The organism is Longimycelium tulufanense (assembly GCF_014645795.1).
GTDB classification, from domain to species: Bacteria; Actinomycetota; Actinomycetes; order Mycobacteriales; family Pseudonocardiaceae; genus Longimycelium; species Longimycelium tulufanense.
In genome coordinates, this window is the sequence record NZ_BMMK01000031.1 from 57,563 (window position 1) to 71,816 (window position 14,254).

Sequence of the window (14,254 nt, forward strand, 5' to 3'; positions counted from 1 at the left end):
CCAGGGGCTCCCCCCCACTCCGCTGTTTTCGGGCACTCGCCGGTGTCGTTGCGCCAGAGACGTGTCTTGCCGCGACGCCTGGGCCGACCCCCGGAGAGGGCCGAACCTGGGTGGGCGCACATGACGGCAGACCAGTGCGCGTGAGCCCGTCGAGCCGCGCGGGCCTGGGGCGTGCCTCCTTGGCGGCGTGCTGTGCTGCGCGCGGGTCCGCGTCCGGCGCCTGGTGGTCGGAGAGCTGGCAGTCTGGGGGACGTGACCACCACCTCCACCGATCGCCAGTGGCCAGCCAGCTTCACTCACCGGCTGACCGCTCCGCTGCCGGGTCCGCGGCAGCTGCTGCGTGCCCTGCGCGAGGGGGCGTTCCGCGCCTCCACGGCCGAGGCCGACCAGATCCCGGTGTCCCGGGACGGGGCGCTGCCCGAGCTGCCGACCAACACCGCCTCGATCACCTGGGTCGGGCACGCCACGTTCGTGCTGCGGCTGGGCGGGGCGTGTGTGCTGACCGACCCGGTGTGGTCGGCGCGCATTCCCGGGGTGCCTCGCCGGCTCACGCCGCCCGGGCTGGCCTGGTCCGCGCTGCCGCGGGTGGATGCGGTGGTGATCAGCCACAACCACTACGACCACCTGGACGCCGCCACGATGCGACGGCTGCCCCGCGACACGCCGGTGCTGGTGCCGGCCGGGCTGGGTACCTGGTTCCGGCGTCGGCGCTTCACCGCGGTCACCGAGCTGGACTGGTGGGAGTCGGCCGAGGTGGCCGGGCTGCGCTTCGAGTTCGTGCCCGCCCACCACTGGAGCCGGCGCACCCTGTTCGACACCTGCCGCAGCCTGTGGGGCGGCTGGGTGGTCAGCGCCCCAGGCGGGCCGCGGATGTTCCATGCCGGCGACTCCGGTTACGGCCACTTCTTCAGCGAGATCGGCAGCCGCCACCCCGACCTCGATCTGGCGATGCTGCCGGTGGGGGCCTACCAGCCACGCTGGTTCATGCAGGCGGTGCACATGGACCCCGAGGAGGCGGTGCGGGCCGCGGCCGACCTGGGGGCGGCCCGGATGGCCACGATGCACTGGGGCACCTTCCTGCTGTCCGGGGAACCGCTGCTGGAACCGGTGGACCGGGCCCGCAAGGCGTGGCGGGAGGCCGGCCGCGACCCGGCGGACCTGTGGGACCTGGCCGTGGGGGAGACACGGCTGCTGCCCACAGCCTGAACCCGTGCGGAGGTGAAGCGCGAACGGCGCCAACCGTTGCCCGACGTCGGCGAGGTAGGCGCTGGTGCGCACGGCGCTGATCGTGCCGGCCATCGCCACTGCCGCCGCACTACCTGGTCGCCGCTGGGTGTCCGGGATGCGCGTCACGCCTCGGTGAGGACCCGAACGGTGTGGTCGGGCTCGTCCAGCCACAACCATTGGCGTCCGCCGGCGGCCTCGAGGCCGAACCGGTCCATGCCGGGTTCGCCGGTCTCATGCCACCAGTCGTAGGCGGCTTCGATTTCGTCCCAGAGTCGCCGGGGGCCGAGTTCCAGCACGGTGTTGGGCTCCGTCCCGTTCAGGTCGGCGTCCAGGCGCGCCCACGAGCGGGTCGCGGCGTCGTCGAACTCCAACAGGTGGTGGTACCTGCCGAGGGTGTTCCAGTAGGTGTGTGCACAGATGTGGTCGAGTTTGGCGCCGATCGCGAACAGGCCGAGTGTGGGGTTGCGCATCCGGTCCAGGTCGACACCGTTGCACACCGTCGTGGAGGTCACGGCCTGCTGGATCTCGTCGTCGCTGGGTTCCCAGCAGGTGCGGCGCTGGGCGCGCATCCGCATGAAAACGAGATCGCCGGAGAATCGTCCGGTGAGCCCGCCGGGGGTGCGGGTGGCGGTGAGTTGGAACCCGTTGCACCAGTTGGTTCCCCACGGGGCGATGAGCCGGCCGCCTGGGCGCAACTGTTGAATCCATGGCCAGGGTACGGTTTCCCGGATGGATGCGGTGGCGATGACCCGATCATAGGGAGCGGCCGGTGGGTGGCCCCGGGCGCCGTCGCCGGTGACCACGAGCGGGCCGTGGTCGCGGAGCCGTACACGGGCGTACTCGGCAATGTCGGGATCCACCTCGACCGTGACCACGTGGCCGCGGTCGCCGACGAGTCGGGCCAGCAGGGCGGCGTTCCATCCGGTCCCGGTGCCGATCTCCAGGACGCGGTGACCGGGCTGGGGGCCCAGTGCCGCGAGCATCGCTGCCACCACCGACGGCATCGAACACGAACTCGTGGGTGTCTGGCCTTTCCCGCCCGGTGGGGTGTGGCCGTCGTCGACTTGGGTGACAACGAACCGGTTGGCCTGCACGGCGGCCTGCCAGCCGGCCAGGTCGTCGTGGCGGGAGAGGGCGACGAAGCCGCCCTCTCCATCGGACACCCAGATCACGTCCGGGATGAACTGCGCGCGTGGCACGGCCGCGCTCAGCTCATTCCAGGGCAGTCGGGTCATGGTCACCGGTCGTCCTGGTCGTGCTTGCCGCCGCCGGCGTCCTCGACGGGTTTGGTGCTGCTGTGGTCGTAGTCGCCCTGGCCGTTGCCTTCGGTGTTGTCGCCGTGCCGGCCGTCGATCATGCCGTTCTCATCCCTGGTGTCGGCTGCCCGGGATCGGTTCCCGAGGCTGGTGGGTGGTGTGGGGTGCTGTCAGCACCCCGGTGCGGTGGTGTTCGCGGTGGCCGGTGCGCCGGGGGACAACGCACCGGCCACCGCGGGCCCGCCGGCGCCAAGCCCGGTGCCGTGGTTGACGACGCCGGTGGGAGCTGGTCGAGGTCGCGCAGCAGCGGACCGAGCACCGGATTCGCGTTCGGTGTCGCCAGCAAGCTCCCGGCCGCCTTCAACGCGTTGGCGTGGGCGAGTAGGCACCGTTCGCACACCGCACCCTCGCTCGTCTTCTCCACCTGGCTGCGGTCGACCTGGCGGCCGCACAAGGCGGTGAGGGGTTCTTGATCCGGGGTGGGAAATGCGTGCACCTGGGTACGGGACAGCGACCCGGGAACGGGGACCAGCCACCACATGGGGTCGGTCATCGGACCTGCCCCGCCGCAGCCGGCCGGCGCACGGCGCCCGGCGGGGTGGTGTTCAGCCGTACCCGGATGCGGCGGGCGCGGAGTGGGGCCATCTTCCGGTCCCACTCGTCGGCTTCTGCTGGGGTCAGGGGTTGCCATACGCGCAGGTTCATTGCGTCTACCTCCCTCGCCTGCCGAGGGGACCGACGCTAGGAAAGATCAAGTGTGATCGGAAGGAAAACCCTATGCGGTCCTATGCGGATGGGTTATGCGCATGGCGGGATCAACGCTGGTGGCTGTCCTATGCGGCTCGTATCCGGTTGCTGATCTCGCTCATGATGTCGCTCAGCGACGCGGACATGGGTGAGCCACCGTGATGGGACCGTGCGGCGATACCGCCGAGCACACGTTCAGCACGAATCGAGCCGACTTCGCCGACCATGGGCAGGGTGTCCAGAGCGACCGTTTCGGCATCGGGCCACGCTTCGGCTCGCACCAGCGCCTCGAGAAGATAGGTGCGGCTGACATACAGCCCGCGGGGGAATCGAGGGCAATCGACGGCTGCGACGAACCGCGGAATTGCTGCTGACCAGTCGCCGAGGCTGGTCAAGCCCATGCCTTCGTGCCACCTCAGTTCCCGGTCGGTGATCCACCACGTCCACGATGGGTCGTGGCGACTGACACCCTCGGCGAACAGGGAGCGGACACGGGCGTACTCGACGAGTGCGCTGGTGCGATCGCCCAGTGCGGCCAGGGCGCGAGCCCTGCGGATACGGAAGAGCACACCGAGTCGGGGGGGCAGATGGTTGTGTTCCAGCACGGAGTCGGCAATGCGAAGCGCTTCCTGGGGGCGGCCGGTGTGCAGGCTCATCATGGCTTGGTTGGACAGCACGAAGAGTTCCATCGGACGGTCGCCCGCCAGTCGGCTCAGTGCCAGTGCCTCCAGGTTGAGTTGGCGGGCTTCGGTCTGCCGCTCGGCGTCGTAGCACAGCCAGCCCGCCACTTCGCCCAGCTCGGCCGTCACGGCCTCGAAGTCGCGTTCCACCTTGGGCAGGTAGTAGCCGGCCGTCAGCTTCCGGTGGGCTGAGTTGAAGGTGCGAACCGCCAGCCGTGATGTGTCGCCGCCACCGTGCGCACTGTCGAGTGCGACCAGGTGGTGGATCGTGGCGCGAAGCGCGTCGACGTAGTCCGCATCCACCGGTCGACCGCGGTCGTAATCGGTCGTGCTGGCGACAACGCTCTCCCCGAGTGCGGGGTGACCGTGGTCAGGGGCAGAGAAGGCTGCGCGTCGTGCGAGCAGCGTCCCGTCGGCCTCCAGGGCACTGTCGAGCCGTTCGGCCAGGTCCTCGTCGATCTCGGTCTGTCGGCCGGTCTCGATGCGGCTGATCGTCGACTGCGCCACGTAGACGCGCCGGGCCAACGCGGGTTGGCTGAGTCCGGCCCGGGTGCGGAACCGGCGCAGTGCCTCACCAAAGGTCTCACCCATGGGGTCACCTGCTCTTCGCCGAGGGTCCCCTCTTCGCTGGGCCCCGGGGCGGCGGTCTCCGTTGACACTCCGGAGTGCCGTCCCCGGGGCGTACCTCTCGGCGAAGAGGTGGCCTTGACGGTATCGACACGCCCGGTGACACGACAGGGTGCGTCCGATGCTCATGCGGCACCTCGGCGGGATCCGGCGGGGCACTGGGTGGGGCCGCGGCAGCGTGCCGATGCCGAGCAGGCCGCCCGGCGACCGGGGGAAGCGGGGTCAGCGGAGCAGCCGTTCCCGCACCAGCTCGGGCTGGGCGGGATCGTCGGGGCGTAGTCCCCGGAGGCGGAGCCAGCGGGCCAGGGCCTGCAGGCGGCGCTGCGCCTCGGTCCGCTCGGTGGCACTGGCCTGCGGGTCGGCCACCACACGGGCGGCAAAGGTCCGGCAGTGCCGCCAGGCCAGGCGGGCGGTATGGGTGGGCAGTGCGCCCCGGACGCGCCAGGCCAGCTCGGCGCGCAGGCAGCGACGCAGCTCGGCCAGGGCGCGCGGGCCCGGTCGGGTGCGGGTGCGCAGCCGCGCGAGCAGGGTGGCGTGGACGAGGTAGTTGGCGATCTCGGTGCGCGCGACGAGGGCGTCCTGTGCGCGGCTGCGGTACACCGTCGTCATCGAGGCCCTCCCGGGCTGGCGGCGCCGCAGTGACGGCGCCGGGTCGACCGCGGTGATCAGCAGCGACGGTAACCGCCGGGTGTGGTGGGAACGGGGTGACGTGGCCGTACTCCCCCAGCGATCACCCAGCGGTGGGGAGGTCCCTGGCACGGATCGCCGCGGCGCACGCCCTCGCCGGCGCGGAGGCTGGATGCCTCCCTGGCGGCATCGGGCGGAGAACCAGACGCGGGTGACACGCGCGGCGCAGTGCGGTCGAGCGGTCCCGCCAGCGGTTGGTCAGTGCGTCCACATCCGACGGTTCCTCCTCTCCGCGCCCGGAGCGGGTTGCCGGGAGAGCGGGAATGCCGTGCGTTCGGTGTCTGTTGGGCTGGGGCGAGGACCCGTCCGACCGGCCGCCACCCCAGTGCGCCGCCGGATGGCACCCGAAAACGTGACAGTCGTTCTGGTTAGGGTCGAGACATGCACTCCTGGTCGTCGGTTCCGGTTCCCCGCGTGCCCGGCACGCCCCGCCCGCTGCGGCTGTTCGACACCTCCGCCGGCGAGGTCCGGCCCACCACCCCCGGGGACACCGCCCGGATGTACGTCTGCGGCATCACCCCCTACGACGCCACCCACCTCGGGCACGCCGCGACCTACCTGGCCTTCGACCTGGTGCACCGGCTCTGGCTGGACAACGGCCACACCGTCCACTACGTGCAGAACGTCACCGACATCGACGACCCGCTGCTGGAGCGCGCCGAGCGCGATCACGAGGACTGGGTCGTGCTCGGCATGCGTGAGACCGCCTTGTTCCGCGAGGACATGGCGGCGTTGCGGGTGCTGCCCCCGCACGACTACATCGGCGCGGTCGAGGCCATGCCGGAGATCGTGGAGGTCATCGGCAAGCTGCTCACCGACGGCACCGCCTACCGGGCCGACGACCCCGAGTTCCCCGACATCTACTTCGACCACCGCGCCACCGGCCGGTTCGGCTACGAGTCCCAGTACGACGAGGCGACCATGAGTCGCTTCTTCGCCGAGCGCGGCGGTGACCCGGACCGGCCGGGCAAGCGCCACCCCCTGGATGCCCTGCTCTGGCGGGCCGCCCGCCCGGACGAGCCGTGTTGGGACGGCGAGCTGGGTCCGGGCCGCCCCGGCTGGCACGTCGAGTGCAGCGCCATCGCCCTCAACCGGCTGGGCATGTCCTTCGACGTCCAGGGCGGCGGCTCCGATCTGATCTTTCCGCATCACGAGTTCAGCGCCGCCCACGCCGAGGCGCTCACCGGCGAGGTCCCCTTCGCCCGTCACTACACCCACGCCGGCATGATCGGCCTGGACGGCGAGAAGATGTCCAAGTCCAAGGGCAACCTCGTCTTCGTGTCCCGGCTCCGCGGCGACGGCGTGGACCCGATGGCCGTACGGCTGGCGCTGCTGGCCGGCCACTACCGCAGCGACCGGTCCTGGAGCCCTGCGTTGCTGACCGAGGGCCAGGCGCGACTGGACCGCTGGCGGCAGGCGGTGGCGTTGCCGACCGCGCCGGCGGCCGAGCCGCTGGTGACGCGGCTGCGCGACCACCTGGCCGACGACCTGGACACCACGGCCGCGCTGGCGGCCGTGGACGCCTGGGCCGGCGAAGCACTGACGCGCCGCGGCGAGGACAGCGCGGCCCCGGCCCTGGTACGCACCGCGGTGGACACCCTGCTCGGCGTGGCGTTGTAACCGCTTTCGCCGGCCGGCGCCGGAGCGCCCGCGCCGCGATACTGGCCGCATGGTCACCTCACAGGTGCGGATCGTGCTGGACTTCCACGACGCCCTGACCAGCGGGCATCTGCAGCGGCTGCAGCCGCTGCTGCACAAGGACGTGGAGGTGGGTGGCCCGCGCCGTGGCGCGGGCGGGCGCGGGCTCGCCATGGTCGAGCAGTGGTTCGTCCAGCCCGGCGTCACGCTGGTGCCCCGCCGGGTGTTCCACCGAGGCGACTACGTGGTCGTCGAGCAGGAGGTGCGCTGGCGCACCGGCGACGGCGCACCGGGGGAGCCCGTCGCCGTGGCCGCCGTCTTCCGCGTCGTCGACAACCGGATCGAGATGATCCACCGCTACCAGGACCTGGGCGAGGCCCTGGGCACCGTCGAGGTCAACGAGGACGACGAGGTCGACCTCTCCCGGGCCGGGAGCACACCCAGCGGGTCATAGCTGGGGGATGCGGTGCTGGTAGCGGGCGATCAGTGCCTTGTTCCACTCGTCGTTGCCGACCACGTTGGAGCTGCGCCACAACGGCAGCTCGACGTCCTCGGCCGCGGCGCGGTCAATCAGGCGGACCAGCACGGCGTTCCACAGAAACACCACGGCCAGCGTGGAGATCGGCGCGGTGACCGGGTCGTGGGCGGGGTGGGTGACGTCGCCGGGCGGGACGAGGCTGTCCAGGATCAGCGTGGCCTGCTCGCTGAGCGTGCTGCCGGCGCGGCGGGGCGCGGCGCGGGTGGCGGCCGGCGAGGTCACCGCCAGCACGGGGTGCCCGGCGCGACGAGCCAGGGCCGCCAGCTCCACCGGGAAGGCGTTGACCCCGGAGGAGGAGAAGACCACGACCACGTCGTGCTCACCCGGTGCCGCCTCGGCGAGCACCTGCTCGGCCAGCCCGGACCGACGTTCGGCCACCGTGCTGGCCAGCGCCCCGTGCAGCGGAAGCAGGTCGGGGTGGTAGAGCGGACGGATACAGGCCAAGCCGCCGGCGCGGAAAAAGGTTTCGGCGACCGCGGCCAGGGAGTGGCCGGCGCCGCCGGTGTGGATGCACCCGCCGGCGCGCACGCACTCCAGCAGGAGGTCGGCGGCACGGTCCACGGCTGTGCTGTTGTGCTGCTCGACCCGCTGCAGGTAGGCGCGGACGGCCTCACCGTAGCCGGATCCGGGTGCGCTCATGCCGACTCCTCCCGGGAGCACCAGTGGTCCACACCACTCTGCCGCCCACGTCAAGGTCGCCTGCTCCCAGCCGGGCCCGGGGCCAGGGACATGCAGGTGGGCCGCGCCCGCATTCCGTCAACTTCTCGACCGGCAATCGCGCACTCGATCACGGTTCCTCGGCCAGGGCCTGCCGGACGGCCGACCGCGAGACATCCGGAGGTCTGTCCACCGCCGCGTGGGCCCGTGCGTGATGCGAGCCGGGGCGCGGCTGTCCGAGCGTGGGTGAGGCGGTGAGGTCGAGCGACTGTGTGGCCGCGGTGCGGGTGTGCGGGCTGGGGTCGAGCAAGCGGCACAGCCCAGTGCCCGGCAGGCGGGCGGCGACCGCTGGCGGTGTTCGGAGCGAAGGCCGTTGGGTGGACGGTGGGCTCTCCTCCCCACACCACTGCGGTGCGTGCGGGCGTACTCATGAACGTGGGCCAGCCCCTGGGGCCGGCCCACCTAGGATCGAGGCTCGTCTCAGCTCTGCTGCTTCGCCGTGTCCATGAAGAGCACCTCCCAGACGTGACCGTCGAGGTCCTGGAAGCTGCCCCCGTACATCGGACCTTCCTCGATGATCGGCTTCCAGGTCTTGCCACCGGCGGCGAGAGCCTTGGCCACCATCTCGTCCACCTCCTCCCTGCTGTCGGCCGACAGGCAGTTGAGGACCTCGGTAGTGCGGTGGGCGTCGCTGATGTCGCCGTTAATGAAGTCCTGGAACCGCTTCTCCACCAACAGCATGACGAAGATGTTGTCGTCGATCACGATGCAGGCGCACTCGTCGGTGGTGAACTCGGGGTTGACCTCGAAGCCGAGTTCACCGAAGAACTTCTTCGAGGCTTCCAGGTCCTTCACCGGCAGGTTCACAAAGATCATTCGCATGGTGGCGTCCTTATTCTCGACTCGCGTGCGCGGTGTTGCTGAGTGCCCATTCCGCATGCGTCGACACGGCACGGGATGCCGGCAGGCGCAGGTGCGCGCCGTGCTGCTGATCCGCGTGGCATCGGGTTGTCCCGCGCGGTGGAGGGGGAGCCGCGCGGGTGCCGGGTCGACGCCAGCACCGTCACCGGCCTACGCGTCCGGGCGGGGAAGTAGGGGGCAAACGACCCAGCCGATGCCGGCCGGGTCGGGAACCTGCCGCACTGTCCGTAGACCATGTCGGGGACCCTAGGAAGGCGCCCCGACATTTCGGGTAGTGCTGACCTGATCACTCAAGCGCCGGCTGAGACATCACCGGACTGCCGCCCCGGCAGATGCTCTGACCTGCAACAACCGCCCATAGGCTTACCCTGTTGTGAAGAGTGAGAATCTGGGTTCCCACTCTTACGTACAGCCTTGAGCACAGGCAGAACACGGGCGCGGGGAGCACCGTGAGGACCCACGGTGGCCTATGGCGCCCCGGTTGATCCAGTGCTCCGCCCGGAGATCACCGGAACCAGCGACACTGTTCGGCCATCGCCGTCTGCCTCGGTAAGACGCTTCGGGACATTGGGCGCTGGCTCCCCGCCAGCACCCATTCGGCGATCTCTGTCAAAGCCATCCGCGAGCGTGGAGGGGATCGCCCGCGTTGCCCGTCGGGCAGTCGAAGAGATCCGACCAAGAAGGTGCCCAGTCCGAGTCGACCCGATCTGGCCGACCATCGGAAGAAGGTCAAGGGCAACCTGCTCCGCGTCCGGCCACGCCCGCACTCGCATGAGCGCATCGAACAGGTGGGCCCGGCTCCGGCGGAAGGCATGGCCTCCTACCTGCGGACTGGTGTCGAGCCAGAGCTATCGGCGCACCAACAGAGTGGGACGAGTCGAAACCGATGAGAGAACCTGTCTGACGGTGTCCGCGTGAGCCTCCGTCAGGTGCCGTCAGCTGCCGACGTAGGCCGCGAGGTGCTCACCGGTGAGGGTGGAGCGGGCGGCGGCGAGGTCAGCGGGTGTGCCCTCGAAGACGATCCGGCCGCCGTCGTGGCCGGCGCCGGGGCCGAGGTCAATGATCCAGTCGGCGTGCGCCATGACCGCCTGGTGGTGCTCGATGACGATGACCGACTTGCCGGAGTCGACGAGCCGGTCGAGCAGGCCGAGCAGCTGCTCGACGTCGGCGAGGTGGAGGCCGGTGGTCGGCTCGTCGAGGACGTAGACGCCGCCCTTCTCGGCCATGTGGGTGGCCAGCTTGAGCCGCTGCCGCTCGCCGCCGGACAGCGTGGTGAGCGGCTGGCCGAGGCTGAGGTAGCCGAGCCCGACGTCGGCGAGCCGGTTGAGAATGGCATGCGCGGCCGGCGTGCGCGCCTCGCCGGCGCCGAAGAACTCCTCGGCCTCCGTCACCGACATCGCGAGCACCTCGCTGATGTCGCGGCCGCCGAGGTGGTACTCGAGCACCGACGCCTGGAACCGCTTCCCCTCGCACTCCTCGCAGATGGTGGCGACGCCTGCCATCATCCCCAGATCGGTGTAGATGACGCCGGCGCCGTTGCAGTTGGGGCAGGCGCCCTCGGAGTTGGCGCTGAACAGCGCCGGCTTCACGCCGTTGGCCTTCGCGAAGGCCTTGCGGATCGGGTCGAGCAGCCCAGTGTACGTGGCCGGGTTGCTCCGTCGCGACCCGCGGATCGGGGCCTGGTCGATCGACACCACACCCCCGCCGGCGGGGATCGACCCGTGCACGAGCGAGCTCTTGCCGGAGCCGGCGACGCCGGTGACGACGACGAGCACCCCGAGCGGGATGTCGACGTCGACGTCCCGCAGGTTGTGGGTGGTGGCGCCGCGGATCTGCAGCGTGCCGGTGGGTGAGCGCACCGTCTCCTTGAGGGCGGCCCGGTCGTCGAGGTGGCGGCCGGTGATGGTGCCGCTGCCCCGCAGCCCCTCGATGGTGCCCTCGTAGCAGACGGTGCCGCCCGCCGTACCGGCGCCGGGGCCGAGGTCGACGACGTGGTCGGCGATCGCAATCATCTCCGGCTCGTGCTCCACGACGAGCACCGTGTTGCCCTTGTCCCGCAGCCGCAGCAGCAGGTCGTTCATCCGCTGGATGTCATGGGGGTGCAGGCCCGTGGTGGGCTCGTCGAAGACGTAGGTGACGTCGGTGAGCGAGGAGCCGAGGTGGCGGATCATCTTGGTGCGCTGCGCCTCGCCGCCCGACAGCGTGCCCGACGGCCGGTCGAGCGAGAGGTAGCCCAGCCCGATCTCCACGAACGAGTCGAGGGTCTCTCCCAGCGCCGCCAGCAACGGCGCCACCGACGGCTCGTCCAGAGCCCGCACCCACTCGGCGAGGTCGCTGATCTGCATCGCGCAGGCGTCGGCGATGTTGATCCCCTGGATCTTCGACGATCGAGCCGCCTCGCTGAGCCGGGTGCCGCCACACTCGGGGCACGTGGTGAAGGTGATCGCCCGGTCCACGAACGCCCGGATGTGCGGCTGCATCGCCTCGCGGTCCTTGGCGAGGAACGACTTCTGGATCTTCGGGATCAGCCCTTCGTACGTGAGGTTGACGTCATCGACCTTGATCTTGGTCGGCTCCTTGTAGAGCAGGTCGTGGAGCTCACGCTTGGTGAACCTACGGATCGCCTTGTCCGGGTCGAAGAAGCCACAGCCGCGGAAGATGCGACCGTACCAGCCGTCCATGCTGTACCCGGGGATCGTAAGCGCGCCCTCATTGAGCGACAAACTGTCGTCATACAGCGCAGACAGGTCGAAGTCGGAGACCGAGCCCCGGCCTTCGCAGCGCGGACACATACCGCCGGTGATGTTGAAGCTGCGTCGCTCCTTCACGGTCTTCCCGCCGCGCTCGAGTGTGACCGCACCGGCTCCGCTGATTGAGGCGACGTTGAAGGAAAACGCCTGGGGCGAGCCGATGTGCGGCTGCCCGAGTCGGCTGAAGAGGATGCGCAGCATCGCGTGGGCGTCGGTGACGGTGCCGACGGTGGAGCGGGGGTTGGCGCCCAACCGCTCCTGATCGACGATGATCGCGGTCGTCAGCCCTTCGAGTACGTCGACCTCGGGCCGCGCCAGCGTCGGCATGAAGCCCTGCACGAAGGCGCTGTAGGTCTCGTTGATCATCCGCTGCGACTCCGCGGCGATCGTGCCGAACACCAGCGAGCTCTTGCCCGAGCCGGAGACGCCGGTGAACACCGTCAGCCGGCGCTTCGGGATCTCGATGCTGACGTCCTTGAGGTTGTTCACGCGCGCGCCGTGCACGCGGAGCAGATCGTGGCTGTCGGCAACGTGCAGTGCAGGCGACTGCGAGTCCGTCCTCGTGGCCGTGCTCATCGTGTCTCCCTCTGTTACGCGGGGCTGCCTTCGCGGACTCCGTCGACGTCGCCCGGCTCGATTTAACCAGCTTCGAGCAGTACGTCTGGTTCTCCTTCGCTTCGGCCCGTGGAGCCTCTGCGCCCCGGCCACGCGGCGTGCCCGCCAAGCGCCAGGACGTCAGGGGTCGAGTCTGGTCGAGTCGGAACGGGTCTTGACCAGCGGTGACGGGAAGGTGGCACGATCTCGTTCACAGCCGATGACGTGGGGCGGTGGGGGAGAGGAGGCCATCCCCCAGGGCGTGTCCGTCGCACTGCGTGGCATGATCCGCAGGGTGGCGCCGTTCTATGCGGATCTGCACATCCACTCGAAGTACTCGCGAGCTTGCAGCAAGGACTGCGACCTGGAGCATCTGACGTGGTGGGCCCGACGCAAGGGCATCACCCTCGTCGGCACCGGCGACGTCACCCATCCCGCCTGGTTCGAGCACCTGCGGGAGAACCTGGTTGCGGCCGAGCCCGGCCTGTTCCGGCTGCGCCCGGACCTGGAGCGCGACATCGGCCGCACCCTGCCGGCCCCCTGCGAGGGCCGGGTGCGGTTCATGCTGTCGGTGGAGATCTCCACCATCTACAAACGCGGCGAGCACACCCGCAAGACCAGCCACAATGGCATCTTGCGGAGTTGCCAGGCCATTTACAGGACACGCCATACCCTGGCGGAGTCACCCGCTTTCGTGCGTGCGTGCTGGGCTAGCCGGAGGAGCCGGGGCTGAACAGGGCGTTGGCGGCCTGGCGTGCTCGTGTGTGGCTGGACGGCATGAGGTGAACATAGGTCCGCAGTGTGAATGCTTCCGAGGAGTGGCCGAGGTACTCGGCGAGCTCCTTGATTGTGACTCCCTGGGCGAGCATGTGGGAGGCAAACAGATGTCGCAGGGCATGCATCCCATCGCGTCTTTTTTCGTAGCGGAGTTGAGCAGCCTCGAATGCGGGAACCCAGACATCATCGCTGAACATCTGCGGTATCCATGCCGTGTCTCGCGGGGTGGCAATCAGCAACTTGGCAGTTTCGTAGTCTTGTCCATCTTGTTCGACCCACGGCAGGGTGATGGTGACCGGCGGATGCTCCTCCATGTGGCGATTTACCGCATCCAGCACACCGTCGCCGATCGGTATGGTTCGGGTCTTATGTCCTTTAGGAAGTTTGAACGCGAGGACTCCGTTGCGGTAGACCAGTTGTCGATTGCAGTGGTAGAGGAGGTTGTTTCGGTCGATGTCGTCAGGGCTGAAGGCTAATATTTCTCCCTGGCGAAGACCGAGCCCGGCGCCCAACGGAACGACAATAAGATACCGAGAGTCAAGTGCGCGTTCCACACGTCGTAACTTCGACTCGGGCCACGGTCGAATTTTGCGCTTGGGGGGCTGTGGTGCGGAGATCGATTTGCTTCGGCATGGGTTCGATCGTATGCGGCCCTCTGCCATGGCGGCCTCGAGCATGGCGGAGAGAGTTCCCCATGCCTGACTCTGGCAAGAAGCCGAGATCTTTGCGACCTTGGTCATCCATTCTTTCCAGTCGCGGAGGGTGTCGATGTCAACCTCTTCCACGGTGAGATCTCCCATGAAGCGGTAGATTTGGTTTTTCAAGAGGCTGCCGAGCCTAATCTGGCTTGACTCGTCCTGCGACCGTCCCTTCCGGTACAGATCTCCGTAGTCGCGGACGAGGATGTCCCCTGACGGACGCTTGGCGCCGGTGGCTTCCAGGGCTTCAGCTTCCACTTGCAGTTTGAAAGCCTTCGCCTTCTCGAGTCTCTTGTCGGGGAAGCTCTTTGACGTTTGTCTATTATCGGGAGTCTGGTAGCGAACCCGATACCGCATCCCTTTGCCATATAGTTCAGTCTTTTCCCGTAGGGTCTTAGAGCGTGTCTCACTTGGTGAGTCTCTTGTAGCAGGTGAGGGCGGCGGCCAAGGTCAGAAA

The 14,254-nt window shown here is 69.2% G+C and carries 13 protein-coding genes; 4 read left to right on the plus strand and 9 right to left on the minus strand.

Annotated elements, in window-relative coordinates:
* The first annotated feature begins 252 nt into the window (after window positions 1–252).
* Entirely contained in the window at window positions 253–1,206 is a 954-nt protein-coding gene (locus IEY55_RS32650) for an MBL fold metallo-hydrolase (protein ID WP_268239356.1), read from the plus strand.
* 143 nt (window positions 1,207–1,349) lie between these two features.
* Here the strand turns inward: IEY55_RS32650 and IEY55_RS24855 are convergent, their stop codons facing one another.
* From IEY55_RS24855 to IEY55_RS24875, 5 genes are all read right to left on the minus strand, one after another.
* Window positions 1,350–2,462 carry a methyltransferase domain-containing protein gene (locus IEY55_RS24855; RefSeq protein WP_229686733.1) on the minus strand — a complete coding sequence of 371 codons (1,113 nt, stop codon included), beginning with the start codon at window positions 2,460–2,462 and terminating at the stop codon, window positions 1,350–1,352.
* 118 nt (window positions 2,463–2,580) lie between these two features.
* Complete coding sequence (locus IEY55_RS24860) at window positions 2,581–3,036, minus strand: hypothetical protein (protein ID WP_189060961.1); 456 nt, start codon at window positions 3,034–3,036, stop codon at window positions 2,581–2,583.
* Window positions 3,033–3,188 (minus strand): hypothetical protein, encoded by a 156-nt coding sequence (locus IEY55_RS24865; protein ID WP_189060962.1) that lies wholly within the window; start codon window positions 3,186–3,188, stop codon window positions 3,033–3,035. Before IEY55_RS24865 ends, IEY55_RS24860 begins: the two co-directional genes overlap by 4 nt.
* Before the next feature lie 128 nt (window positions 3,189–3,316).
* The gene (locus IEY55_RS24870) at window positions 3,317–4,666 is read right to left on the minus strand and encodes a helix-turn-helix domain-containing protein (RefSeq protein WP_505735181.1); all 1,350 of its coding nucleotides are present in this window, start codon (window positions 4,664–4,666) and stop codon (window positions 3,317–3,319) included.
* 93 nt (window positions 4,667–4,759) lie between these two features.
* On the minus strand, window positions 4,760–5,146 hold the full coding sequence (locus IEY55_RS24875) for a hypothetical protein (protein WP_189060964.1): 387 nt from the start codon (window positions 5,144–5,146) through the stop codon (window positions 4,760–4,762).
* Between the two features lie 459 nt (window positions 5,147–5,605).
* Here IEY55_RS24875 and mshC point away from each other — a divergent pair, with 459 nt between their 5' ends.
* Window positions 5,606–6,844 carry a cysteine--1-D-myo-inosityl 2-amino-2-deoxy-alpha-D-glucopyranoside ligase gene (gene mshC, locus IEY55_RS24880; RefSeq protein WP_189060965.1) on the plus strand — a complete coding sequence of 413 codons (1,239 nt, stop codon included), beginning with the start codon at window positions 5,606–5,608 and terminating at the stop codon, window positions 6,842–6,844.
* A 49-nt stretch (window positions 6,845–6,893) separates the two neighbouring features.
* A complete protein-coding gene (locus IEY55_RS24885; protein WP_189060966.1) occupies window positions 6,894–7,316 on the plus strand; it encodes a nuclear transport factor 2 family protein in 423 nt (140 codons plus the stop codon).
* On the opposite strand, the gene IEY55_RS24890 is transcribed toward IEY55_RS24885, so the two are convergent.
* From IEY55_RS24890 to IEY55_RS24900, 3 genes are all read right to left on the minus strand, one after another.
* Window positions 7,311–8,039 carry a sugar isomerase domain-containing protein gene (locus tag IEY55_RS24890; protein WP_189060967.1) on the minus strand — a complete coding sequence of 243 codons (729 nt, stop codon included), beginning with the start codon at window positions 8,037–8,039 and terminating at the stop codon, window positions 7,311–7,313. The two genes, IEY55_RS24885 and IEY55_RS24890, sit on opposite strands and share 6 nt — an antisense overlap.
* Before the next feature lie 498 nt (window positions 8,040–8,537).
* A complete protein-coding gene (locus IEY55_RS24895; protein ID WP_189060968.1) occupies window positions 8,538–8,939 on the minus strand; it encodes a VOC family protein in 402 nt (133 codons plus the stop codon).
* Between the two features lie 974 nt (window positions 8,940–9,913).
* Window positions 9,914–12,304, minus strand: coding sequence for an ATP-binding cassette domain-containing protein (locus IEY55_RS24900; RefSeq protein ID WP_189060969.1), 2,391 nt, complete (start codon window positions 12,302–12,304; stop codon window positions 9,914–9,916).
* A gap of 238 nt (window positions 12,305–12,542) precedes the next feature.
* Here IEY55_RS24900 and IEY55_RS32250 point away from each other — a divergent pair, with 238 nt between their 5' ends.
* Window positions 12,543–13,055: an endonuclease Q family protein gene (locus tag IEY55_RS32250; protein WP_229686731.1), complete on the plus strand. Its 513-nt coding sequence runs from the start codon at window positions 12,543–12,545 to the stop codon at window positions 13,053–13,055.
* Here IEY55_RS32250 and IEY55_RS24910 read toward each other — a convergent pair.
* The gene (locus tag IEY55_RS24910) at window positions 13,033–14,154 is read right to left on the minus strand and encodes a tyrosine-type recombinase/integrase (RefSeq protein WP_189060970.1); all 1,122 of its coding nucleotides are present in this window, start codon (window positions 14,152–14,154) and stop codon (window positions 13,033–13,035) included. The two genes, IEY55_RS32250 and IEY55_RS24910, sit on opposite strands and share 23 nt — an antisense overlap.
* Between the last annotated feature and the right edge of the window lie 100 nt (window positions 14,155–14,254).

What these genes read in the sequence shown, in the direction of transcription:
- IEY55_RS24855 (WP_229686733.1), bottom strand. Translation starts at nt 2,462, where the DNA reads ATGACCCGACTGCCCTGGAATGAGCTGAGCGCGGCCGTGCCACGCGCG.
- IEY55_RS24860 (WP_189060961.1), bottom strand. Translation starts at nt 3,036, where the DNA reads ATGACCGACCCCATGTGGTGGCTGGTCCCCGTTCCCGGGTCGCTGTCC.
- IEY55_RS24865 (WP_189060962.1), bottom strand. Translation starts at nt 3,188, where the DNA reads ATGAACCTGCGCGTATGGCAACCCCTGACCCCAGCAGAAGCCGACGAG.
- IEY55_RS24870 (WP_505735181.1), bottom strand. Translation starts at nt 4,666, where the DNA reads ATGAGCATCGGACGCACCCTGTCGTGTCACCGGGCGTGTCGATACCGT.
- IEY55_RS24875 (WP_189060964.1), bottom strand. Translation starts at nt 5,146, where the DNA reads ATGACGACGGTGTACCGCAGCCGCGCACAGGACGCCCTCGTCGCGCGC.
- mshC (WP_189060965.1), top strand. Translation starts at nt 5,606, where the DNA reads ATGCACTCCTGGTCGTCGGTTCCGGTTCCCCGCGTGCCCGGCACGCCC.
- IEY55_RS24885 (WP_189060966.1), top strand. Translation starts at nt 6,894, where the DNA reads ATGGTCACCTCACAGGTGCGGATCGTGCTGGACTTCCACGACGCCCTG.
- IEY55_RS24890 (WP_189060967.1), bottom strand. Translation starts at nt 8,039, where the DNA reads ATGAGCGCACCCGGATCCGGCTACGGTGAGGCCGTCCGCGCCTACCTG.
- IEY55_RS24895 (WP_189060968.1), bottom strand. Translation starts at nt 8,939, where the DNA reads ATGCGAATGATCTTTGTGAACCTGCCGGTGAAGGACCTGGAAGCCTCG.
- IEY55_RS24900 (WP_189060969.1), bottom strand. Translation starts at nt 12,304, where the DNA reads ATGAGCACGGCCACGAGGACGGACTCGCAGTCGCCTGCACTGCACGTT.
- IEY55_RS32250 (WP_229686731.1), top strand. Translation starts at nt 12,543, where the DNA reads ATGACGTGGGGCGGTGGGGGAGAGGAGGCCATCCCCCAGGGCGTGTCC.
- IEY55_RS24910 (WP_189060970.1), bottom strand. Translation starts at nt 14,154, where the DNA reads ATGCGGTATCGGGTTCGCTACCAGACTCCCGATAATAGACAAACGTCA.